This is a genomic window from Halorubrum sp. Boch-26, from assembly GCF_029889805.1.
Taxonomy (GTDB): Archaea; Halobacteriota; Halobacteria; order Halobacteriales; family Haloferacaceae; genus Halorubrum.
Map to the genome: position 1 here is coordinate 1 of NZ_JARANT010000045.1, position 20,559 is coordinate 20,559.

The window sequence follows — 20,559 nt, forward strand, 5'->3', positions numbered from 1 at the left end:
TACTCACACTAATTCGCCGGCTGTGTCTGTTAAAAAAAATAGCCCAAAACGACGGGGCCCTCGACGTCGTCGCGGCCGCCAGCCGCCCGCACCTCGCCGATCTCGCCGACGGCGATCCCGGCGTCCGCCAGCGCGTCGGTCGCCTCGTCGACGCGCTCGGGAGGGACCGCCGAAAGCAGCGCGCCGGAGCCGAACGTCGCCAGCGGGTCGACGCCGAGCGCGTCACAGCAGGCCCGCGTTTCGGGTCGGACCGGAACCCGGTCGCGCTCGACCGCGAGGACCGTCCCGCTCGCGCTCGCGGTCTCGACGAGGGCGGTCAGCAGGCCGCCCTCGGTCGGGTCGTGCATGGCGCTCGCGGCGTCGCGGGCGGCGGTCGCGTCGGGGACGACGCTCACCTCGTCGAGGAACCCGGCGGCCGAATCGAGCGTCGCGGCCGACACGCCCGCCTCGGCGCACCGCTCGCGGAAGTCGGTCGCGAGGATCGCCGTCGCCTCGATTCCGGCCCCTTTCGTGAGGAGGAGCCGGTCGCCCGGCGCGGCCCCGCCGCTCGACACGAAGCGGTCCGTCGTCCCGAGCGCGGTCATCGAGCAGAGCGGGCGCTCCAGCGACGGCAACACCTCCGTGTGGCCGCCGACGATCGCGACCCCGAGCTCCCGGGCGGTCGCGTCGACCTGCTCCGCGACCGTCTGCCGGCGGTCCGGGTCGTCGTCGGGCAGGAAGAGCGTGTGGGTGAGCCACCGCGGGTCGGCGCCGCTCGCGGCCACGTCGTTGCAGGCGACGTGGACCGCGAGCTCGCCCACGGCGTCGGCCGCCAGCGACAGCGGGTCGGCCGCGACGACTAGGGTTGACTCGGTGCCGGCCAAGTCGATCGCGGCCGCGTCCTCGCCGTAGGCGGGCCCCACGTCGACCGCGGCGTCGTCGGCCCCGGTCGCCGCGAGGACCGCCGCGAGCGCCTCGGGGCCGAGCTTACCGGTCATCGGTCGCGCAGCCACGCGACGACGGCGTCGGGGTCAGCGTCGAGGCCGCCGCCCTGCGCGAATGTCGGGCCGCCGCCCCCGCCGCCGCCGAACTCGCCGGTGACCGCGCCCACGACCGCGCCGGCGTCGAGGGCCTTATCACTCGCATCGTCGCCGCTCACCGCCTCGTCTGCGACCGCGACGACCACGAACGGCGCGTCGCCCGAGCCGACCGCCGCGACCGCGTCGGGGGCGTCGCCGGCTGCGTCACCCTCGCTCGCGTCGTCGGCGGCGAGGAGCGTCTCCGCCGGCTCCCGCAGATCGTTCGGGTCGGCGCCGTCGACCGCGCCTATCGCCCACGTCGCCCCGTCGATCTCCGCGGTCGGAAAGTCTCCGAGCCGGGCGGCGAGCAGATCTGCGCGGGCGTCGCGGAGTTCGCCCTCCAGCCGGTCGACTTCGCCGCGGAGGCGGTCGACGGCGTCAGGCAGGTCGCCGACTCGCGCGTCGAGGCTCGTCGCGGCGTCGAGCGCGGCGCTGTGGACCGCAGCGTCGTGGTCGATCGCGGTCGGGCCGACCGCGAACTCGACGCGGGTCACGCCCTCGCCGGGGTTCGACCGGTCGAGCACTGATATCGGCCCGATCTCGCCCGTGTTCCTGACGTGCGTGCCGCCGCAGGCGGCGACGTCCCAGGCCGGCGCGGCGTCGAGTTCGCCGCTCGCTCCCGCGCCCGCTCGCTCTCCCGCTCCCTCGCCACCCCCGCCGACGGTCACGACGCGGACCGCCTCGCTCCCGCTCATCGCGCCCTCCTCGGTCTTCGTGTTGAACGCGATCCCGTCGAGCGCGCGGGCCTCCGCCTCCGGGAGCGTCTCCCACGAAACGGGCAGCGAGTCCCAGACGGCTCGGTTGGCGAGCCGCTCCAACTCGACGAGGTCCTCGTCGTCGAGGGGGTCCGCCGTCGTCAGGTCGACGCGAACCTTCTCCGGCGAGATGTCGAAACCGGCGTAGCCGAGGTCCTCGCAGGTCCGGCGCGCGGCGCCGTAGAGTACGTGCGAGGCGGTGTGCGCCCGGGTGCAGTACGTCCGGAACGCGTCGTCGACGATCGCCGAGACCGTCTCGCCGACCGAGAGCGACGCCGACGGCTCCTCGCCGAGGACGTGGACGACCTCCCCTCCGCGCTCGGTCACGCCGTCGACGAGGACGCCGTCGATCGTCCCCCGGTCCGCGGGCTGGCCGCCCGACTCGGCGTAGAAGTACGTCTCGCTCAGGACGACTTCCCGGTCGTCGACCGATTCGACCGTCGCCTCGAACTCCCTGACCTCGGGCTCCGCCGGCGCGCGTGACGCAGTCATTGGCGGTCCGTGGTCGCGGTCGGATAAATAGGTGGGCTCCTCCGCGATCGCTTATACGATCGAATGGGGCCCTCCGCGATCACTTATACGATCGAATCTGCTGTTGCGCGTGCCTGCGAGCGGCCGGGAGGCCGCGAGTCGCACGCGCGAGGTGGCTGCCAGAGAATCTCCGATTCTCGCTGGAGGCGGCGGTCCGGCGCGGCTCCGCCCTCGCCGGTCCGTCCGCCGAGGCTGGGGAGGCGCGAGGCTCGCGGTCCAGCGAGCGAAGCGAGGCGATCGTCTTCGCGGCTGGGGCTGTGGCGGTGTTCGCCGCCGATCCCGAATCGGCCGCTTATAAGCGAGCGGCTGAGAAGCCCTCGATCACGTCGGAGACGCAAAAACCGTAATCGCCGCTCCGACGAGACGCGAATCGATCTCAGCCTTCGAGCTCGAACGCGACCTCGACCTCGGCCTGATACTCTCGGTCGACCGCGCCCTGAAGCTCCACGCCGAACTCCTGTACCTCCGCCCAGTAGACGTTCTCCAGCGTGTCCTCGGCGCGGTCGATCGCCTCGTCGGCGGCGGCGTCGAAGCTCTCCTCGCTCGTTCCGATCAGCGTGATCTTTTTGAACACCATGTCACGTGTCAGTTGGACGCACGTCGATATAAAAGGGGGCGGTGGGCCCGCGAACCGCGTCAGGGACTACCGGGCGCGCCTTCCATCACCGCGAAGTCCTCCCCGTCGGCCTCGATGCCGATGACCGCCCAGTCGTACGGGGGCTTCTTCGAGACGAGTCGGTCGCGGAGGTCGCCGGCTCGGTCGCGCCACGTGACGAAACAGCGGAGCCGCGGGGTCTCGCCGCCGTCGGCCAGATACGGGTCCAGATCGTCGTCGTCCAGACAGAGCACCGTCACGAGCACGCGCCTCCACTTCCGCTCCGCGACGAACTCCTGTCCGCCTCCGGAGACGGTGTACCCGAGTTCACGAAAGACGTCTCTGGCCTCCGTCGTCGGTGGGATGCTCGCAGTGGCCATCTACCTCGGCGTTGACCGCCATTCGTGATAAACTTTCTCACGATTACGCGGATCCGGTCACTCGCCGTGTGACGAGGCCGTTCACGCGCTCCCGTCGCGGCCGGTCGATCGCCCAGAGTACCCGCGCGGCCGGTCACTCGTGGGCGGCGTCCCACTCGTCGGGCTTCCGGATGTTGCCGCACTCCGTGCACTGGATCCGGCCCATCGTGTCCATCGCGGTGTCGAACGACTCGCAGTTCCCGCAGCGAAACCCCCACCGGGCCGACCCGTCCGCGTCGGCGAACACGACGTAGAAGGGGCCCTCGGCGCCGCGCTCGGTCATCGTCCGGTCGGTGTACACCCGTTCGCCGTCGGCCGTCGTCGAAGCGTCGAGACTCATACCAGTCCGTATCCGACGGAACCGCTTAAAAGCGCGAGTCGACGGCGGGCGGTTGGTCCAAGAGCCGCGCTACGTCCGGAACGACTCGCCGCAGCCGCACTCGGAGACGACGTTCGGGTTCTCGACCTCGAAGCCGGCCGCCTGCAGGCCGTGCTCGTAGTCGAGTTTGCTCCCGCCGATGTAGTTCCGGCTCGCGGGGTCGACGAACACGCGCAGCCCGTGGTGCTCGACGATCAGGTCGTCTTCCTCCGGCTCCGTGTCGAACCGCATCCCGTACGAGAGGCCCGCGCAGCCGCCCTGCTGGACGAACAACCGGAGGCCGGCCTCCTCCGTATCGAGGTCCTCTCCCTCCAGCAGGGAGAGCGCCTCCGCCGCGGCGTCGGGGGTTACCTCGATCGCCGGGTCGCTCCCAGTATCGACCGTTTCTGTGCTCATGCGAACACATTCCGTTCGAACGGTAAAAACCCTGCCGGCGGATCCCCGCCCGCCGTTGCCGCTGACGGTTACGTCTCCCGCCGCTCCGGTCGATCGCTCCCGGCGACGGCTCTCCCGCTCCGACGAGGTGCCCGAGCGTCGGGACGACACGGTTTTGACTCGGTACCGAGTGAGTGCACGTATGACGGAGTCGCCGTCCCGCGTGGGTCTGCTCGCCGCGGGAGACCTCTCCGACGAACAGCGCGCCGCGTTCGAGTGGCTCGACGCCCGCGAGGGGGTCGCCGCCGAGGTCGTCCCGTTCGGCGCGGTCGAGGCGGCGGTCCCGGTCGAGTCGGCGACCTCGGACGAGCCGGGTCGACGGATCGCCGCTGAATCGGCCGCGGACGACTCGCTCGACGGCTCGTACCCCGGTCCCGGGGTCGGTGACCGCGACGACCCGATCCGGCGGTTCGACGTCCTCTGGTGGCACCGCGCGGCACCGCTCCACGACGCGGCCCCCCTCGACGAGGCGGCGGCAGCGATCGACGACTTCCTCTCCGACGGCGGCGGTCTCCTCCTGACGCTCAGGGCGATGGCCGCCGTCGACCGGCTCGCCGTCGAATCGATTCCGCCCGACCGCGTCGGCGACGAATCGCTCTCCGAGCCGACCGGCGTCCTGTGGCGGTCGACGTACGCCGACCACCCGGCGCTGGCGTCGCTGGAGGGGCTTCGCCACCCGATCCGTGCCATCGGCGCGGTCCCCGCGGTCCGCTACGAGCGGGCCGTTCCCGAGCGCGGCGAGGTGCTCGCCTCGACCGTCCGCGGCGACGCGGACGTTCCCAACGAGATGACCGCGGTCTCGTGGACCGCTGGCGACGGCGACGGCGCGGTCCTCGGGCTCGGCGCGCCGGTCCTCTTCGGCGAGCCGCCCGCGACGGCAGACGACCCGGCGGCCGACCGCCTCGCCGAGACGCGCGACCGGCTCGTCGCCGGCTGCCTCCGGAGCCTCGCGGTCGACGAGGGGGCGCCGACACGACCGACTGACGCCGACGACATGCGACGCCTCCGCGAGCGCGTCGCCGAGGCCGGCGAGGACGGCCCCGGCGGCCGACCGACGTACCATCTCACGCCGCCCGCGAACTGGCTGAACGACCCGAACGGGCTGATCCGATGGGACGGGCGGTACCACGTCTTCTACCAGTACAACCCCGCCGGGCCGTTCCACAACACCATCCACTGGGGCCACGCCGTCAGCGACGACCTCGTGACGTGGACCGACGAGCCGGTCGCGCTCTCGCCGTCCCCCGACGGCCCCGACCGCGACGGCTGCTGGTCGGGCTGCGCCGTCGACGACGACGGGACCCCGACCCTGCTGTACACGGGCGGAAACGGCCGCGACCAGCTCCCCTGCCTCGCGACGGCCGACGACCCCGATCTCCGGGCGTGGGACAAGTACGAGGGGAACCCCGTCATCGAGTCGCCGCCGGCCGACCTCGACGTGCTCGAAACGGAGCACTGGCGCGCCGAGTTCCGCGACCACAACGTCTGGCGCGAGGACGGCCGCTGGCACCACCTCGTCGGCACCGGGCTCGCCGACGGCGGCGGCGCGGCCCTGCTGTACACCGGCGAGACGCTCACCGAGTGGAGCTACGAGGGCCCCCTGCTCGCCGGCGGTCCCGACGCCGGAGCGGTGTGGGAGTGCCCCGAGCTGCTCGATCTGGGCGACCGTCAGCTCCTCCACGTCTCCGACTACGAGAACGTCGTCTACTTCCTCGGCGGCGTCGAGGACGGCGAGTTCGTCGTCGAGTCCGAGGGCCTGCTCGACCACGGCGACTTCTACGCGCCGCAGTCGCTGAGGGACTCGAATGGAACTGATGACGACGACCGAACGCTCACGTGGGGGTGGCTCCCCGAGGCCCGCGACGTCGAGGCGCAGTGGGACGCCGGCTGGTCCGGGGCGCTCTCGCTCCCGCGCGTCATCGAGACCGGTCCCGACGGGAAGCTCCGACAGCGCCCCGCAGAGGAGGTTGCCGAGCTCCGGGCCGACCGGCTCGCCGTCGACGAGACGGTCGCGCTCGCGCCGGCCGATCGTCAACGGCTCGACGTCGCCGGCGCGGCGGTCGAGATCGAGGCGGAGATCGCGCTCGACGACGCCGCGGCCGTCGAGCTGTCGGTGTTCGAGACGCCCGACCGGGCCGAACGCACCCCGATCCGTTACGAGCGCGACGGGACCGTCTCCGTCGATCGCGCGCCGTCGAGCGGCGACCACCACGCGTTCGCCGACACCCAGTCGATGGCGGCGCCGCCGTACGACGAGCCGCTCTCGCTGCGGCTCTTCCTCGATCGGTCCGTGATCGAGATCTACGCAAACGGTCGCCACTGCCTGACGAGCCGGGTGTATCCGACTCGTGACGACGCCGTCGAGATATCGGCCGTCGCCGAGGGCGGACGCGCGTCGATTTCGTCGCTCTCGGCGTGGGAGATGGACGAGGCGATGCCGACGGACGGTGCCTGACGCGCTCGAAACGGCGATCGCTTAGCCGTCAGTCGGGTCGCCATCGAGTCGTCGACGTTCGCGACGCTCCGGTCGGTTCGGCGCTCCCCCGGGTCGATGGCAGTGATCCGAATGGCGGCCGCTGCCCGGGAAAAAAACGTTGAAAGTCGGGTCGACGCGGTCGAGGTCTCGGCGCTCGGCCGGCGTCAGCCGAAGAGCTCGCCGAGGCCCTCGCCGCCGTCCTCGTCGTCGTCCTCGTCGGCGGCCTCGTCGGCCGCTTCCTCGGCCTCGTCGTCCTCGTCGTCCTCGTCCGCCTCGTCGGCGTCCGCGGCGTCCGCGGAGCCACCGGCGGCGCCGGCGGCGGGTGCCGCGGCGGCCGTCTCGATGGCCTCTTCGATGTCGACGTCCTCCAGCGCGGCGACGAGCGCCTTGACGCGGGATTCCTCGACGTCGACGCCGGCGGCTTCCAGCACGCCGATGATGTTGTCCTCGTTGATCTCTTCGCCAGTCTCGTTCAGGATGAGCGCAGCGTAAACGTATTCCATTGGTGTGTCCTCGTAGTGTTAGCCGAACATCGCGCCGAGACCGTCGCCGCCGTCGCCGTCGTCCTCGTCGGCGTCGTCGTCGGTCGTCTCAGCGTCGTCCGTGTCGTCGTCTTCCTCCGCCTGTTCCTCCTCGTCGGCGTCGCCCGTCTCGGGAGCCGGGTCAGGGGCCGCCTCGACCCCTTGCAGCTCCTCGGGGAGCGCCTCCTCGTCGTCGATCTGGGCCGCGAGCGCGCGAAGCTGGGCGTCGGCCTTCCCGATGAGGTCGGGCACGACGTCCGGGCTCTCGATCTCCGCGAACAGTCCGACCGACTTCGCCTCGCCGGAGGCCTTCGAGAGAAGGCTGCCGACCGTGGCGGCCGTCGGGTACTCGGCGTTGATCGAGAGGTTGCGCGCGGCGGCCGCGGCGGACCGGATGTCCGCCGCGTACTCGTCGACGTCGATCGCGAGCTCGTCCGGCTCGAACAGGACGCCCTCCGAGTAGACGCCCTTGAGGTCGAGCCCGACTTCCTTCGGCTCGATGCCGAGCTCGACCAGGACGTTCGCGAGGTCGTCGTCGACGACCTCGCCCTCCTCGAGGACCGTCGAGTCCTCGGTGACCATGATCGAGCCGTCTTGGATACGCGCGGCCGCGCCGACCGTCTGGAGCTCGCCGACGAACGGTCCCGGGTCGACGCCGGTGTCACCCTCGGGGATGACGACGTCGTTGGGGGCGACCTCGCCCGCGTTGATCGGGGCGGGGGTCTTCGAGGCTTCCAGCTGCTTGAAGAGGCCGAACGGGTTGTCGTTCGTGCCGATGAGCGCGACCTGACCCGAGACGTACTGGATCAGCTCTTCGACGCCGTCGTCGACCTCCTCGAGGGCGCGGGTGGTGAGCGTGTTCCGGCTCACGCGGACGTCGGCCGAGCCGTGCAGCTCGCGGCGCATGGCCTGGAGCTGCCGGCTCGGAATGCCGCCGACGCCGACGATCCCGACGGAGTTGAACGAGTCGATGAACTCGACGAGCTCGTCGACCTCGTCCTGTTTCCACTGCGGGATCGTCTCGGTCTTGCGGACCGAGCTCATACGGGCACCTCTCTGGCGGGACCCATCGTGGTCTTCACGTAGATCCCGTCGATGTTGAGCGGGCCCTTCTCGAGGCTCGCTTCGAGTCGCCGGATGATGACGTCGATGTTGTCCGAAATCGCGTCGGAGCCCATGTCTTCGGCGCCGACGCGGGTGTGGAACGTGCGCCGGTCGCGGGACCGGAGCTGTACGGTGTTCTGCATCCGGTTAACGGTCTCGACGACGTCGTCGTCCGGCTGTAGTGGGGTAGGCATCTTCCCGCGCGGACCCAGGACGGTACCGAGGTACCGACCGATGTCCTGCATCAGGTTGGCCTCTGCGACGAAGAAGTCGGTGTCGCCGGCCAGATCCTTTGCGCGGTCGTCGTCGTCTCCGAGGTCCTCGAGGTCGTCGCTGTCAAGCACTTGATCAGCAACTTCCTGAGCGCGGACGGCGGTTTCGCCCTCCGCGAAGACGACGATCTGTGTCTCCTGCCCCGTTCCAGCCGGCAGCACGACGGACTCGTCGATGCGGTTCGACGGATCGTTGAGGTCGAGGTCTCGCAGGTTGATCGCGATGTCCACGGTCTCGCGGAAGTTCCGCTCGGGCGCATCGTCGAGTGCGAGAGTTACGGCCTCTTGTATTGTGTCTGCCATTTTCACCTCCGTAGTACGCAGGTCGCTCCTACGGGTCAGTGAAACAGGCGAAGCCTGTCTCACCGGAGAGTGGTCCATCGGAGGTTTAAAAGCGTCGAACCGCCCGTCTCCGTGCGAACCGCCGACAGGGCTCGTGCGGGCGGTCAACGGTGATCCCGCGGAAGTGAGCGGGCACCGGTCGAGCGGTCTCCGGATTCGACGCGCGTCGAACTCCGAAACGTCGGATAGGGGAACCCTTTTGATGCCGCTCGCCGACCCACGAGGTAATGACCCAGGGTGGTCCGGCGTGACGATGGACGACCGTATCGAGGACCTCCGAGAACGCCGCGAGCGGGCGGCGCTTGGGGGCGGCGAAGACCGGATCGAATCCCAACACGAGAAGGGAAAGATGACCGCGCGCGAGCGGGTCGACTACTTCCTCGACGACGGGACGTTCCACGAGTTCGACCGGTTCCGCACCCACCGGAACCACAAGTTCGGGACCGAGGAACAGCAGATCCCGGGCGACGGGGTCGTCACCGGCTACGGCGAGGTGAACGGCCGGAAGACGTTCGTCTTCGCGCACGACTTCACCGTCTTCGGCGGCTCGCTCGGCGAGGTGTTCGCCGAGAAGGTGTGCAAGGTGATGGACAAGGCGATGGACGTGGGCGCGCCCGTCGTCGGGCTCAACGACTCCGCCGGCGCTCGGATCCAAGAGGGGGTCGCCTCGCTCGGCGGCTTCGCGGAGATCTTCCGGCGCAACACCGAGGCGTCCGGCGTCATCCCGCAGATATCGGCGATCATGGGGCCGTGCGCCGGCGGCGCGGTGTACTCGCCCGCCATCACGGACTTCACGTTCATGGTGAAAGACACCTCGCACATGTTCATCACCGGCCCGGACGTCATCGAGACCGTCACGGGCGAGGAGGTGAGCTTCGAGGAGCTCGGCGGCGCCGTCACCCACACGTCGACCTCGGGCGTCGCCCACTTCGCCGAGGAGAGCGAGGAGGACGCCTTAGACGACATCGCGCGGCTGCTCTCGTATCTCCCCGCCAACAACGTGGAGGACCCGCCCCGCGTCGAGCCGTGGGACGACCCGGAGCGCGCCGACGAGGAGCTGGGCGACATCGTCCCGAACGCCCCCCGGAAGCCGTACGACATGAAGGAGGTCATCGGCGGGGTCGTCGACGAGGGCTCCTTCTTCGAGGTGCAGGAGAACTTCGCGAAGAACGTCGTCGTCGGCTTCGCTCGGCTCGACGGCCACTCGACCGGGATCGTCGCCAACAACCCCCGCGTGAACGCCGGCACCCTCGACATCGAGTCGAGCCAGAAGGGCGCGCGGTTCGTCCGCTTCTGTGACGCGTTCAACATCCCGATCCTCACCTTCGAGGACGTGCCCGGGTTCATGCCCGGCACCGACCAGGAGCACAACGGGATCATCCGGCACGGCGCGAAGCTGCTGTACGCCTTCTCGGAGGCGACCGTCCCGCTGCTCACCGTGATCACTCGGAAGGCGTACGGCGGCGCCTACTGCGTGATGTCGTCGAAGCACATCGGCGGCGACGTCAACTACGCGTGGCCGACCGCCGAGATAGCGGTGATGGGACCGAAGGGCGCCGTCAACGTGCTCTACCGCGAGGAGCTAGCCGAGGCCGACGACCCCGACGCGCGCAGGCAGGAGCTCATCGACGAGTACCGCGAGGAGTTCGCGAACCCGTACAGCGCCGCCGACCGCGGCTTCGTCGACGACGTCATCGAGCCCGCGGAGACGCGCGCGCGGCTGATCGACGACCTCCAGATGCTGAAGGGGAAGCGCTCGGACCGGCCCGAGAAGAAGCACGGCAACATCCCGATCTGATGGCGACTGACTCGCAAAACGGTCCGCGCGGTCCGGCGGTCGCCGCCGTCCTCGACGGCCTGACGCTCCCCGACGACGCCGACGACGCGGAGGCCGCCGCCATCGCCGCCGCGGTCGCGGCGCACCTCCGCGACGGGGAATTGGCCGCGGCGGCGGCCGCGACGGACGAGGAGCGCACGTGGGACGGCGAGCGGTGGTCGTTCGTGGGGCGAGTCGGCCGGCTCAGCGGCCGTTCGATTCGGGTGCCGGAGAACGCGCCGACCGACCCGTGGACGGCCGCCGGTCGCGCCGACCGCTTCTGACGGGGACGGCGATTCTGACGGGGACGACGCCTCGGGGCGGAGCCGCCGCTGGCTTCGTTTCCGAACACTTGCTCCCGGACGCGAGAGCGCCCGAGCGCGTGCATTCCCCCGGCGAGGCGCCCGACGGATCCTCGCCACGCGAGCCCTTCACAGGGTGCGTTCGGAGATAGGTTCGATAGGTTATATATCTGTGGTCGACAGTCACGCCTCGGGCGGCTCCTCCACGCTCTCCTCCGTCGCGGTATCCGCGCTCGACCCGCCGAAGATTCGGTTGAGGACGACGGGAACGATCCCGGCGAGGACGACAAGTATCCCGATTCGGACGAGGATCGAGGCGTCCGTCAGCAGCGTGGCGCCGAGGTACGCGCCCGCCGCGACCAGCGTCGACGGCAACACGTAGGGGTTTCCGGGCGATAGCATGTCGGGATATGGAAGCGGGCAGGCTCTTAACCGTCCCGGGGCGATCTCGACGAGCGTCGGTACAGTACGACGATCGTCGTCATCGGTCGTCGTCACAGACCGATAGAATGAGGTGGGTTATGGTGGAATGATGGTGTAAGAATGTTCGACAAGGTTCTCGTCGCGAACCGCGGAGAGATCGCGGTTCGGGTGATGCGCGCCTGTGCGGAGCTGGGTGTCGACACCGTCGCCGTGTACAGTGACGCCGACAAACGCGGCGGCCACGTCCGGTACGCGGACGAGGCGTACAACGTCGGCCCGGCCCGCGCCGCCGACTCGTACCTCGACGGCGAGGCGGTCGTCGACGCCGCGCACGCGGCCGGCGCCGACGCGATCCACCCGGGATACGGCTTCCTCGCCGAGAACGCCGACTTCGCGGCCCGCGTCGAGGACGCCGACGGAATCACCTGGATCGGCCCCGCCAGCGACGCGATGGAGCGGCTCGGGGAGAAGACCCACGCCCGCCGCGTGATGGACGACGCCGACGTCCCCATCGTCCCGGGGACGACGGAGCCCGTCACCGAGGTCGACGCGGTCACCGAGTTCGGCGACGAGCACGGCTACCCGGTCGCGATCAAGGCCGAGGGCGGCGGCGGCGGCCGCGGGATGAAGGTCGTCGAGAGCGCCGCGGAGGCCGAGGAGGCGCTCGAGTCGGCCAAGCGCGAGGGCGAGGCGTACTTCTCGAACGACTCCGTCTACCTCGAGCGCTACCTCGAGACCCCCCGCCACGTCGAGGTGCAGATCGTCGCGGACGCCGGCGAGGACGGGGAGACCCCCGCGGACGAGTCCGACGTCGTCCACCTCGGCGAGCGCGACTGCTCGCTCCAGCGCCGCCACCAGAAGGTGATCGAGGAGGGCCCCTCCCCCGCGCTCTCCGACGAGCTCCGCGAGGAGATCGGCGAGGCCGCCCGCCGCGGCGTCGCCGCCGCCGACTACACCAACGCCGGCACGGTCGAGTTCCTCGTCGAGGAGGACGTCGACCGCGACCCGTCGGCGCCGCTCGGTCCGGACACGCCCTTCTACTTCCTCGAGGTCAACACGCGCATCCAGGTCGAACACACCGTCACCGAGGAGCTGACGGGGATCGACATCGTGAAAGAGCAGCTCCGGGTCGCCAGCGGCGAGGGGCTCTCCGTCTCCCAGGACGACGTGGAGCTGGACGGGCACGCCATCGAGTTCCGGATCAACGCCGAGAACGCCGCGAAGGAGTTCCAGCCCGCCAACGAGGGGCGGCTCGACACGTACGACCCGCCGGGCGGTATCGGCGTGCGCGTCGACGACGCGCTCCGGCAGGGCGACGAGCTGGTCACCGACTACGACTCGATGATCGCGAAGCTGATCGTGTGGGGCGCCGACCGCGAGGAGTGCGTCGCCCGGTCGAAGCGCGCGCTCGCGGAGTACGACCTGGAGGGCGTCGTCACCATCGTCCCGTTCCACCGGCTCATGCTCGACGACGAGCGCTTCGTCGCGGGCACTCACACGACGAAGTACCTCGACGAGGAGCTCGACCAGGAGCTGGTCGCCGAAGCCCAGGAGAAGTGGGGGACCGAGTCGGCCGCGGGCGGCGACGACGAGGAGGTGACCGAGCGCGAGTTCACCGTCGAGGTGAACGGCAAGCGCTTCGACGTGGAGTTAGCGGAACGGGGCGCGCCCGCGATCCCGACGCCCGCGAGCGGCGGGAGCGGCGCGGGCGGCCGCAAGCAGCGACCGCCGCAGGCGACGTCCGACGACGGTGGCGACGACGGCGTCGACGTCGCCGAGGGCGGCGAGGCGATCGAGGCGGAGATGCAGGGGACGATCCTCTCGGTCGACGTCGCCGAGGGCGACGAGGTGTCCGCCGGCGACGTGGTCTGCGTCCTCGAGGCGATGAAGATGGAGAACGACGTGGTCGCCGAGCGCGGCGGCACCGTCGCGAGCGTCCACGTCGGCGAGGGCGACAGCGTCGACATGGGCGACGTGCTGGTCGTACTGGAGTAAGAGGGGAACGAGGCTCGTTCCGGACGTAGTTGCTTTATAAATGATTGAAGATGGATCGACGGTGAACGCCTCCAAAGCCCCAGCCGCGAGGGCTCGATGCGCTCGCTGCGGTCCTCAGTCGGTCGCTACCGCTCCCTCCTTCCGGTCCTTACGTCGCGCGTCTTCGCCCTCGCGGCTGCCCCTTTGAGTCCCACCCCGCACGGCACCGCAACCGCACCTCACGCCTCCCCAGCCTCGTCGGCCGGCCTCCGCTTCGCTCCGGCCGCCCGACTCCCTCGCACGGGCGATTCGCGCCCTCCGGGCGCTCATCGGCACGCGCCACCGTCTCGTTTATTTATAAATGACCATCGGTCTCGTACCATCATTTAAATAGTGTGTCACTGCCGAGCTTCGTAACGTGCCCTCCCTACCGCCCGCGCAGCCCGAGCAACTCCCGCGTCTCCGCGGGCGTCGCCACCGGTCGCCCCAGCTCCTCCGATATCCGCGCCGCCCGCGCCACGAGTTGCTCGTTCGTCGCCAGCTCCCCGCGCTCGTAGTAGCGGTTGTCCTCCAGTCCGACCCGGACGTGCCCGCCGAGCAGCAGCGACTGGGTCGTCATGGGGAGCTGGTGCGGGCCGAACCCGATCACGTTGAACTCGACGCCGTCCGGCAGCGCCTCGACTCGATTCACGAGATTCCGGGGGTGCGGTGGCGACGTGGTCCCGCCGCCGAACAGGAAGTTGAGGTACGGCGGGTCGTCGAGCTCGTCGAGGACGGACAGCGACTCGTTCAGGTGGCCGTCGTTGAACACCTCTAGCTCGGGCTTGATCCCTTTCTCTCTCATCTCCGCGTGCAGCGACGCGACCAGCTCGCGAGTGTTCTCAGAGGTGAGCCGGTCGTAGCGGTTGAGCGGCCCCATGTCGAGCGATGCCATCTCCGGGGCGGGGTCGGTTCGCAGGGGTTCGTGGCGGAGCGCGTCCGGGGCGGCGGTCCCCCCGGTCGAGTGCTGGAGGACGGCGTCGTCGGTGGCCTCGCGGACCGCGTCGGCGACCGCCTGGAAGCGCTCGGCCGAGAAGGCGCGCTCCCCGTTCTCGCGGCGCGCGTGGAGGTGGAGCACGCTCGCGCCGGCGTCCTCGCAGGCGGCCGCGGCCGACGCGATCTCCGCGGGCGTCTCCGGGAGGGCCGGGTGCGCCTCCTTCCCGTGGACGCCGCCGGTGAGCGCCGCGGTGATGATCGCGGGCTTCCCGTCGAGGTAGTCGTCGTAGGTCATCGGTCGGGGTCGGCGGGCTCAGTTCCGTCTTCCGTCGATTCCGGGTCCACGTAGAACTCGCAGTCCGCCGCGGGGTCGAGCTCGTACCGGGCGTTACAGACGTCGGCCCGCATGGGCTGCACGAACGACCCGGTCACGGTGCAGAAGGCGCGGGCGGTCTCGAACGATCGCCCGTCGCCCTCCTCGCGATACGCCAAGTGCGGACACGTCTCGGCCATGACGGAGCGAGGCGGGGAACAGGCTTGAAACCACGCGTCGAGGGCGGACCCGCCCGGCGGTGCGGTCCGACGCCGCGTCCGCCCCGATCTGACCGACGCTGTTTAACCGACCGCCCGAGAACGGGAGGCCATGGAGCCGGTCGACGACTGGCGCGCGGCGATCGCGGACGCCGGAGAGCTCACCGGCCCGATCACCGCCGCCATCGTCGACGAACACGACGACCGCGGGCAGCGCGCGATCGAGGCGGTCGGGGAGGGTCGCGTGAAGCGCTACCGCGATTTCACCGTCGTCGTCGGTCACGACGACGAGTACGTCGTCGAGGACGGGGAGTGTACCTGCGCGGACGCGACGTACAACCTCGACGCCGAAGACTCGAGCGAGCGCTGCTGGCACGCGATCGCGGTCGACGTGGCGGACGCGGTCGGCGCGGTCGACCACCACGACATGTGGTACTCGGAGGTCCGCGAGTTCCTGTGAGCCGGCCTGAGCGCAGCGCTGAGACCCCCACCAGCGGCCGTTTAGCCGGATGAGCCGCCGATACACCGCAGTTACGGCCGACCAGTCGAAAACGTTTACAACGGCGGCCGGTCTCCCCTACGGTATGGCGGACTGTCCACTCGCCGACGATTGCCCCAGTTTCGACGAGCGAATCGAGGGGATGGGGTGTCAACACTACGGCAACAAGGGCGGCGCGGAATGGTGTCAACACTATGATATGCCCATCTACGAACTGAAACAGCAGCCGGTCCAGCCCGGCGAAGAGGTCGTCGTCGAGGTCGACGACATCCACGAGAGCGGCGCGGGCGTGGGCCGCACCGACGACGGCTTCATCGTCCTCGTCGACGGGCTGCTCCCGCCGGCGCGCGCGGAGGTCCGGATCCACCGCGTGAAGTCGAGCCACGCGACCGCACAGGACGTCGTCGAGCGCCTCCCCGAGGATCCGGAGGCGGACGACGAAGGCGATGACGCCGCAGAGACGGGTGCCGAGGACGCCGAAGACGAGGACGGCGAGGGCGACCGCCGCCGCGACCGCCCGGACCGCGAACGGCTCGGCAGCCGCGAGAACTTCTGGGGTAAGTGAGCGCGTCCCGGGGTTGCCCCGCCCCACGGACAGTCCGGACGCCGCCGATCCGTCTCTATCACGCCCGTCCCGCGCGGTCGGCTTCGCGCCCGCCGCGAGACGGACGCCGAAACCGCCGTTTTTTGAGCGAGCGTCCCCTTGTGACGAGTATGGTCGCAGACGAGGGTCCCTCCGACGCCGCCGACGCGGCCGACGACGTCGAGGACGTCGACGCCGCCGAGCTATTGGAACGGGCCGGATTCGACGCCGACGAGAGCGTCCTCACCGACCGACAGGCCGAAGTGCTCGCGCTGCGCGAGCGGGGGCTCCGCCAGTCCGATATCGCCGACCGGCTCGGCACGTCACGCGCGAACGTCTCCAGCGTCGAGGCCAGCGCCCGCGACAACGTCGATCGGGCCCGCGAGACGGTCGCCTTCGCGGAGGCGCTCGCCGCGCCGGTCCGCGTCGAAATCGAGGGCGACACAGATCTGTACGACGCCCCGAAGCGCGTGTACGACGCCTGTGACGAGGCTGGCGTGAAAGTGAACCAGACCGCGCCGAACCTGATGAAGACGATCGGCGACCGCGCCGGCGACGCGGTCCACGGCCGCGAAGTGCGCAGCCGCCTGTTCGTCACCGTCGACGCCAACGGGCAGATCCGCGTGCGACAGCCGTGAGCCGCGCCGCCCCCTAGGCGGGGCGCAGACCGCTCCTCACTCCTCCAGCCGCTCCGCGACGCCGACGAGCGTCGCGCCCGCGGTGACCGTCGACTCGCGGGCGATCGAGTAGACGATCCCGTCTCGGTCGGCCTCGGCGGTCTGGAGGACCTCGAACGTCGTCGGGTCGTGGACGACGCCGAGCCGCTCTCCCTCGACCACGTCGTCGCCGACGGCGAGGTCCCGCTCCGGGGTGAACAGCCCCGACTCGGCGGCGTTCACGCGCCCGAGGTGGTTCCGCGCGACCGTCCCGTCCCACGGCTCGGGCTCGCCGGGGAGCAGCCCCTCGCGGCGGAGGGCGCCGAGCGTCCCTTTTACGCCGGCGTCGACCGCCTCGGGAACGACCTCACGGCTGTGCGCTAACTCCGGCGTGATCGCGGGGATCCCCTCTCGGGTGGCGGCGACGCGGAGCTTGCCGGCGAAGCCGCGCTCGCTCCACTCCGTGTCGGCGTCGTCGCCCGCGGCCTCCGCGAGCAGGAGGTCGGTCCCGAACGCCTCCGCGAGCGAGCGGCAGGACTCGTCGCCGCGCATGTAGACCGTGTGCGTGAGCATCGCCGGCGACCCGGTGTGGAGGTCGACGATCGCGTCGGCCGCGCTCGCGAACGCCCAGAGCCGGGCCGCCATCCGCTCGTGGAGCGTCCCCTTCTCGTCTCCGGGCCAGCAGCGGTTCATGTTCGAGTGGGTCGCGTCGAGCGGCTCCGGCGCGGTGTACGAGACGCGGTCGAACGTGAGCGGGTCGGCGATGGGGACCGTCACGAGGGTCCCCGCGAGGTCCGCGTCGACCGATTTTCTCCCCTCGCCGGTCAGCCGCTCGTGGAGCCGCCGGAGGACCGCGGTCCCGTTCACCTCGCGGCCGTGTTGTGCGGCCTGCGCGTAGATCACGGGTCCGCCGTCGGTCGGCACATCAAGCTCGGGACCGTTCGGACCGTCGACGAGGCGTCCCTCGCCGTAGACGTGGACGGTCGTCCGGATCGGGACGCCCGAGGGGAGCCGCGCGAGGACGAGTTCGCTGGCGTCGTGCATACCGGAGGGTCGGCCCTGCGGGGCATATATCTCGGGGGCGATGCGCCGCTTCGGACGCCCCGTCAGATCCCACCGATCGGACCGATCGACCACGGACGCTAAGTCGGTGGGTCGCCGAGACGGATCCGAGATGCGGGTCACGCTCCTCGGCACCGGCGACACGACCGGGACGCCGACCGTCGGCTGCGACTGCGACACCTGCGCCGCGGCGCGCGAGCGGGGGGTGTCGCGCTCGCGGTTCTCGGTCCACGTCGCCAACGAGCGCACCGGCGAGTCCCTGCTCGTCGACTTCAGTCCCGACTTCAGACAGCAGTTCCTCGCGGCGGACGTTCCCCTCCCGGACGCCGGCCTCGTGACGCACATCCACTTCGATCACCTCGACGGGCTCGGCAACGTCTACCGGCTGGTCGACGGCCTCCCCGTTCACGCGCCGAGCGAGACCGACCCCGCCACCGACCAGAGCGTCGCCGAGACGATCCGCGACAAGTACGACTACCTGGAAGACCGGATCGGCGTCCACGCCCGCGAGCCGTTCGAGCCCTTCGAGACGTGCGGATTCGAGGTCCGGTTCGTCCCCGTCGACCACCCGCCGCTCCTGTGTTACGGCGTCGTCGTCGAGGACCCGAAGACGGGCGCGACGCTCTCGTTGACGGGCGACACGAGCTACGATATTTCCGAGCGCTCCCGCGAGGCGCTCGCCGGCGCCGACCTCCTGCTGGCCGACGCCATCGTCCCCGCCTCGCTCTGCGAGCACCACCCGATCGGCGGGCGCCACGAGGGGCCCGACGGCGTCCCGCGCACGTTCGGCTCGAAACACATGACTCGGGAGGGGGCGCTCGCGCTCGCCGACGAGCTCGACGCCGACCGGACCCGGCTCGTCCACGTCGCGCACTACTACCCGCCCGACGAGGCGTTCGCGGAGCCGCTCGCGGTCGACGGCGAAGTGTACGAGCTGTGAGCGGGGTGGACGGGCTGTAGCCTTTTGCCTCGGTAGCACGTAACGCGATCGAGATGGGAACGAGGCGCGGAATCGCCGAGACCTTCCGTGGCGCGCTCGACCGATTGGAGCCGCCGCCGCGCGCGGTCGACTGGTCGCTGTTCGCGTTCGTGACCGCCGAGGTCCTCACCGGGCTCGTCTCTTTTACCGTCGGCGTCCCCGAGGGGTGGCCGCTGTTCTGGCTCCACCGCGCGCTCGGCCTCGGGATCGTCGCGCTGCTCGCGTGGAAGCTCACGCGCGTCCGGCGCCGGCTCACGGACTCGAACCTGTGGCGCCGGTCGACCGCGCTGTCGGTCCTGACGCTCGTCGTCGCGCTCGGCGCGCTCGCGACTGGCGTCGTCTGGGCGTTCGGAGTCGACGTGCGGCTCTCCTACTGGACGCTCCTCTCCGTCCACGTCGGCTTCGGACTGGCCCTCCTCCCGCTCGTGGCCGCGCACGCCGCGACCCGGTTCCGGCTCCCGCGGCGGGTCGACTTCGAGCGCCGCCGGACCGCGGTTCGGTACACCGTCCTGCTGGCCTCTGGCGCCGCGACCTACCGGCTCCAACAGAGCGTCAACGACCTGCTCGACACGGCCGGCGCGGACCGTCGGTTCACCGGGTCGCAGCCCCGCGAGGGCGACGGGAACGGCGCGTTCCCGGTCACCTCGTGGGTCGCCGACGACCCCGACCCGATCGCCCGGGCCGAGTACCGACTGCGGGTCGACGGTCTCGTGAGCGGTCCCGTCGAACTGACCGCGGACGACCTCGACGCCGGTCACGGGCGGGAGGCGCTGCTCGACTGCACGAGCGGCTGGTACACGGTGCAGGAGTGGGGCGGGACCCGCGTCGGCGACCTGCTCGACGCGGCCGGGGAGCTCGGCGACGACGCGGCCTACGTCCGGTTCACGTCGGTCACGGGGTACCGCTGGAGCCTCCCGCTCGACGAGGCCGAAGACGCCCTCCTCGCGACCCGCGTGGGCGGCGAGCGGCTGAGCCACGGCCACGGCGCGCCCGCTCGGATCGTCGCCCCCGATCGGCGGGGGTTCCAGTGGGTGAAGTGGGTGACGCGCGTGGAGGTCAGGTCCGAGTACGACCTCGGTCAGTGGGTGGTGACGCTGGTGAGCGGGTTCGACTGAACGGCTCGCGCGGTTCGGGGGAAGCGCTACTCGTACTCGCTGCCGACGACCTCGCGGATGCGCTCTGCGGTCACCGGGCCGACGCCCTCGACCTCCAGTAAGTCGTCCTCGGGCGCGGTCATCACGGCCTCGACGGTGCCGAAGTGTTCGAGGAGAGTGCGCGCCGTGACGGGGCCGATGTCGGCGATGGAGGAGACGACGTACTCCTGCTGTTCCGCGCGGGTCTTCGTCGTCTTCTCGCCGTGGACGCTCACCTCGCGGTCGCGCGTCTCCTGCTCCCGCTTGGCGATCGTCGCAAGCAGTTCCGTGGTGTCGGACTCGTCCTCGGTGCGGAGCACGCTCACGTCGAAGTCGACCGCGAGCGACGCGAGCGCGCCGCGGATCGCGTTGGGGTCGATGTCGCGCTGACCGTAGAGGTTCGCCCCCTCGACGACCATCACGGGGCGGGCGTACGCCCGCGAGAGCTCGCCGACCTGCTCGAACATCGATCGATCGGAATCGAGCATCGAGTCGACGAAGTCGGCCGCGGACTTGCGCTCGACGGCGACCCGGTCGGAGAGCACGTAGTCGCCGACCGCGAGCGTCTCCAGTCGGGTAACGAGTCCGTCGCGCGTCGAGAGGTCCTTGGCGATGGCGGAGTCGAGCTCGCGCTGGTCGACGACGACCTCGACGACCTCGACGCCCTCGTCGGCGCCGGCGGTCGCGACGACGCCGTCGTCGTCGCTGTCGGTGTCATCCGCCTCGCCACCGCCCCCAC

The 20,559-nt window shown here is 70.6% G+C and carries 23 protein-coding genes; 9 read left to right on the forward strand and 14 right to left on the reverse strand.

What is annotated here, in order from left to right; translation table 11 throughout:
* Positions 1 to 29 precede the first annotated feature (29 nt).
* The 6 genes from OQF71_RS08225 to OQF71_RS08250 all read right to left on the reverse strand — a co-directional run bounded on the left by OQF71_RS08225 (position 30) and on the right by OQF71_RS08250 (position 4,133).
* A complete protein-coding gene (locus OQF71_RS08225; protein ID WP_280586998.1) occupies positions 30 to 977 on the reverse strand; it encodes an AIR synthase family protein in 948 nt (315 codons plus the stop codon).
* Positions 974 to 2,305, reverse strand: coding sequence for an alanine--tRNA ligase-related protein (locus tag OQF71_RS08230; protein WP_280586999.1), 1,332 nt, complete (start codon positions 2,303 to 2,305; stop codon positions 974 to 976). Before OQF71_RS08230 ends, OQF71_RS08225 begins: the two co-directional genes overlap by 4 nt.
* A gap of 415 nt (positions 2,306 to 2,720) precedes the next feature.
* Positions 2,721 to 2,921, reverse strand: a complete 201-nt coding sequence (locus tag OQF71_RS08235; RefSeq protein WP_280587000.1) for a dodecin — start codon at positions 2,919 to 2,921, stop codon at positions 2,721 to 2,723.
* A 59-nt stretch (positions 2,922 to 2,980) separates the two neighbouring features.
* Complete coding sequence (locus OQF71_RS08240; protein WP_280587002.1) at positions 2,981 to 3,319, reverse strand: hypothetical protein; 339 nt, start codon at positions 3,317 to 3,319, stop codon at positions 2,981 to 2,983.
* Between the two features lie 133 nt (positions 3,320 to 3,452).
* Complete coding sequence (locus tag OQF71_RS08245; protein WP_280587003.1) at positions 3,453 to 3,698, reverse strand: DUF5816 domain-containing protein; 246 nt, start codon at positions 3,696 to 3,698, stop codon at positions 3,453 to 3,455.
* Positions 3,699 to 3,767: 69 nt separating this feature from the next.
* Positions 3,768 to 4,133, reverse strand: coding sequence for an iron-sulfur cluster assembly accessory protein (locus OQF71_RS08250; RefSeq protein WP_280587004.1), 366 nt, complete (start codon positions 4,131 to 4,133; stop codon positions 3,768 to 3,770).
* A 181-nt stretch (positions 4,134 to 4,314) separates the two neighbouring features.
* Between OQF71_RS08250 and OQF71_RS08255 the strand changes: the two genes are divergently transcribed.
* On the forward strand, positions 4,315 to 6,627 hold the full coding sequence (locus OQF71_RS08255; RefSeq protein WP_280587005.1) for a glycoside hydrolase family 32 protein: 2,313 nt from the start codon (positions 4,315 to 4,317) through the stop codon (positions 6,625 to 6,627).
* 185 nt (positions 6,628 to 6,812) lie between these two features.
* Here OQF71_RS08255 and rpl12p read toward each other — a convergent pair whose 3' ends face one another.
* From rpl12p to OQF71_RS08270, 3 genes are read right to left on the reverse strand one after another with little or no spacing between them, the layout of a single operon-like run.
* Positions 6,813 to 7,151: a 50S ribosomal protein P1 gene (rpl12p, locus tag OQF71_RS08260; RefSeq protein ID WP_280587006.1), complete on the reverse strand. Its 339-nt coding sequence runs from the start codon at positions 7,149 to 7,151 to the stop codon at positions 6,813 to 6,815.
* Positions 7,152 to 7,169: 18 nt separating this feature from the next.
* The gene (locus OQF71_RS08265) at positions 7,170 to 8,213 is read right to left on the reverse strand and encodes a 50S ribosomal protein L10 (protein WP_280587008.1); all 1,044 of its coding nucleotides are present in this window, start codon (positions 8,211 to 8,213) and stop codon (positions 7,170 to 7,172) included.
* A complete protein-coding gene (locus OQF71_RS08270; RefSeq protein WP_280587023.1) occupies positions 8,210 to 8,848 on the reverse strand; it encodes a 50S ribosomal protein L1 in 639 nt (212 codons plus the stop codon). Before OQF71_RS08270 ends, OQF71_RS08265 begins: the two co-directional genes overlap by 4 nt.
* Before the next feature lie 292 nt (positions 8,849 to 9,140).
* On the opposite strand from OQF71_RS08270, the gene OQF71_RS08275 reads away from it, so the two are divergent.
* Positions 9,141 to 10,685, forward strand: coding sequence for an acyl-CoA carboxylase subunit beta (locus OQF71_RS08275; protein WP_280587009.1), 1,545 nt, complete (start codon positions 9,141 to 9,143; stop codon positions 10,683 to 10,685).
* Positions 10,685 to 10,987: a hypothetical protein gene (locus OQF71_RS08280; protein ID WP_280587010.1), complete on the forward strand. Its 303-nt coding sequence runs from the start codon at positions 10,685 to 10,687 to the stop codon at positions 10,985 to 10,987. The genes OQF71_RS08275 and OQF71_RS08280 overlap by 1 nt, the downstream gene beginning before the upstream one ends.
* Before the next feature lie 201 nt (positions 10,988 to 11,188).
* Here OQF71_RS08280 and OQF71_RS08285 read toward each other — a convergent pair whose 3' ends face one another.
* Positions 11,189 to 11,407 (reverse strand): hypothetical protein, encoded by a 219-nt coding sequence (locus OQF71_RS08285; RefSeq protein WP_280587011.1) that lies wholly within the window; start codon positions 11,405 to 11,407, stop codon positions 11,189 to 11,191.
* 141 nt (positions 11,408 to 11,548) lie between these two features.
* On the opposite strand from OQF71_RS08285, the gene OQF71_RS08290 reads away from it, so the two are divergent.
* Positions 11,549 to 13,423 carry a biotin carboxylase N-terminal domain-containing protein gene (locus OQF71_RS08290; RefSeq protein ID WP_280587013.1) on the forward strand — a complete coding sequence of 625 codons (1,875 nt, stop codon included), beginning with the start codon at positions 11,549 to 11,551 and terminating at the stop codon, positions 13,421 to 13,423.
* Positions 13,424 to 13,829: 406 nt separating this feature from the next.
* Here the strand turns inward: OQF71_RS08290 and OQF71_RS08295 are convergent, their stop codons facing one another.
* A complete protein-coding gene (locus OQF71_RS08295; RefSeq protein WP_280587014.1) occupies positions 13,830 to 14,672 on the reverse strand; it encodes a 3-keto-5-aminohexanoate cleavage protein in 843 nt (280 codons plus the stop codon).
* A complete protein-coding gene (locus tag OQF71_RS08300; protein ID WP_280587015.1) occupies positions 14,669 to 14,890 on the reverse strand; it encodes a hypothetical protein in 222 nt (73 codons plus the stop codon). The genes OQF71_RS08295 and OQF71_RS08300 overlap by 4 nt, the downstream gene beginning before the upstream one ends.
* Positions 14,891 to 15,020: 130 nt before the next feature.
* Between OQF71_RS08300 and OQF71_RS08305 the strand changes: the two genes are divergently transcribed.
* From OQF71_RS08305 to OQF71_RS08315, 3 genes are all read left to right on the forward strand, one after another.
* Positions 15,021 to 15,368 (forward strand): hypothetical protein, encoded by a 348-nt coding sequence (locus OQF71_RS08305; RefSeq protein WP_280587016.1) that lies wholly within the window; start codon positions 15,021 to 15,023, stop codon positions 15,366 to 15,368.
* 124 nt (positions 15,369 to 15,492) lie between these two features.
* Positions 15,493 to 15,972 carry a TRAM domain-containing protein gene (locus OQF71_RS08310; RefSeq protein ID WP_280587017.1) on the forward strand — a complete coding sequence of 160 codons (480 nt, stop codon included), beginning with the start codon at positions 15,493 to 15,495 and terminating at the stop codon, positions 15,970 to 15,972.
* Positions 15,973 to 16,121: 149 nt separating this feature from the next.
* Positions 16,122 to 16,628, forward strand: a complete 507-nt coding sequence (locus tag OQF71_RS08315; RefSeq protein WP_280587018.1) for a Tfx family DNA-binding protein — start codon at positions 16,122 to 16,124, stop codon at positions 16,626 to 16,628.
* A 36-nt stretch (positions 16,629 to 16,664) separates the two neighbouring features.
* Here the strand turns inward: OQF71_RS08315 and OQF71_RS08320 are convergent, their stop codons facing one another.
* Positions 16,665 to 17,690, reverse strand: coding sequence for a succinylglutamate desuccinylase/aspartoacylase family protein (locus OQF71_RS08320; protein WP_280587019.1), 1,026 nt, complete (start codon positions 17,688 to 17,690; stop codon positions 16,665 to 16,667).
* 130 nt (positions 17,691 to 17,820) lie between these two features.
* On the opposite strand from OQF71_RS08320, the gene OQF71_RS08325 reads away from it, so the two are divergent.
* Complete coding sequence (locus OQF71_RS08325; protein WP_280587020.1) at positions 17,821 to 18,648, forward strand: MBL fold metallo-hydrolase; 828 nt, start codon at positions 17,821 to 17,823, stop codon at positions 18,646 to 18,648.
* A gap of 53 nt (positions 18,649 to 18,701) precedes the next feature.
* On the forward strand, positions 18,702 to 19,802 hold the full coding sequence (locus tag OQF71_RS08330; RefSeq protein ID WP_280587021.1) for a molybdopterin-dependent oxidoreductase: 1,101 nt from the start codon (positions 18,702 to 18,704) through the stop codon (positions 19,800 to 19,802).
* Between the two features lie 26 nt (positions 19,803 to 19,828).
* On the opposite strand, the gene OQF71_RS08335 is transcribed toward OQF71_RS08330, so the two are convergent.
* The coding region (locus tag OQF71_RS08335; protein WP_280587022.1) for an ERCC4 domain-containing protein at positions 19,829 to 20,559 on the reverse strand (731 nt) is incomplete at its 5' end.

Bases quoted from the DNA above. Each gene is read 5' to 3' on its own strand.
- OQF71_RS08300 (WP_280587015.1), bottom strand. From the start codon at position 14,890: ATGGCCGAGACGTGTCCGCACTTGGCGTATCGCGAGGAGGGCGACGGG.
- OQF71_RS08240 (WP_280587002.1), bottom strand. From the start codon at position 3,319: ATGGCCACTGCGAGCATCCCACCGACGACGGAGGCCAGAGACGTCTTT.
- OQF71_RS08315 (WP_280587018.1), top strand. From the start codon at position 16,122: ATGGTCGCAGACGAGGGTCCCTCCGACGCCGCCGACGCGGCCGACGAC.
- OQF71_RS08235 (WP_280587000.1), bottom strand. From the start codon at position 2,921: ATGGTGTTCAAAAAGATCACGCTGATCGGAACGAGCGAGGAGAGCTTC.
- OQF71_RS08305 (WP_280587016.1), top strand. From the start codon at position 15,021: ATGGAGCCGGTCGACGACTGGCGCGCGGCGATCGCGGACGCCGGAGAG.
- rpl12p (WP_280587006.1), bottom strand. From the start codon at position 7,151: ATGGAATACGTTTACGCTGCGCTCATCCTGAACGAGACTGGCGAAGAG.
- OQF71_RS08245 (WP_280587003.1), bottom strand. From the start codon at position 3,698: ATGAGTCTCGACGCTTCGACGACGGCCGACGGCGAACGGGTGTACACC.
- OQF71_RS08310 (WP_280587017.1), top strand. From the start codon at position 15,493: ATGGCGGACTGTCCACTCGCCGACGATTGCCCCAGTTTCGACGAGCGA.
- OQF71_RS08265 (WP_280587008.1), bottom strand. From the start codon at position 8,213: ATGAGCTCGGTCCGCAAGACCGAGACGATCCCGCAGTGGAAACAGGAC.
- OQF71_RS08270 (WP_280587023.1), bottom strand. From the start codon at position 8,848: ATGGCAGACACAATACAAGAGGCCGTAACTCTCGCACTCGACGATGCG.
- OQF71_RS08225 (WP_280586998.1), bottom strand. From the start codon at position 977: ATGACCGGTAAGCTCGGCCCCGAGGCGCTCGCGGCGGTCCTCGCGGCG.
- OQF71_RS08295 (WP_280587014.1), bottom strand. From the start codon at position 14,672: ATGACCTACGACGACTACCTCGACGGGAAGCCCGCGATCATCACCGCG.
- OQF71_RS08255 (WP_280587005.1), top strand. From the start codon at position 4,315: ATGACGGAGTCGCCGTCCCGCGTGGGTCTGCTCGCCGCGGGAGACCTC.
- OQF71_RS08325 (WP_280587020.1), top strand. From the start codon at position 17,821: ATGCGGGTCACGCTCCTCGGCACCGGCGACACGACCGGGACGCCGACC.
- OQF71_RS08275 (WP_280587009.1), top strand. From the start codon at position 9,141: ATGGACGACCGTATCGAGGACCTCCGAGAACGCCGCGAGCGGGCGGCG.
- OQF71_RS08320 (WP_280587019.1), bottom strand. From the start codon at position 17,690: ATGCACGACGCCAGCGAACTCGTCCTCGCGCGGCTCCCCTCGGGCGTC.
- OQF71_RS08250 (WP_280587004.1), bottom strand. From the start codon at position 4,133: ATGAGCACAGAAACGGTCGATACTGGGAGCGACCCGGCGATCGAGGTA.
- OQF71_RS08290 (WP_280587013.1), top strand. From the start codon at position 11,549: ATGTTCGACAAGGTTCTCGTCGCGAACCGCGGAGAGATCGCGGTTCGG.
- OQF71_RS08330 (WP_280587021.1), top strand. From the start codon at position 18,702: ATGGGAACGAGGCGCGGAATCGCCGAGACCTTCCGTGGCGCGCTCGAC.
- OQF71_RS08230 (WP_280586999.1), bottom strand. From the start codon at position 2,305: ATGACTGCGTCACGCGCGCCGGCGGAGCCCGAGGTCAGGGAGTTCGAG.
- OQF71_RS08280 (WP_280587010.1), top strand. From the start codon at position 10,685: ATGGCGACTGACTCGCAAAACGGTCCGCGCGGTCCGGCGGTCGCCGCC.
- OQF71_RS08285 (WP_280587011.1), bottom strand. From the start codon at position 11,407: ATGCTATCGCCCGGAAACCCCTACGTGTTGCCGTCGACGCTGGTCGCG.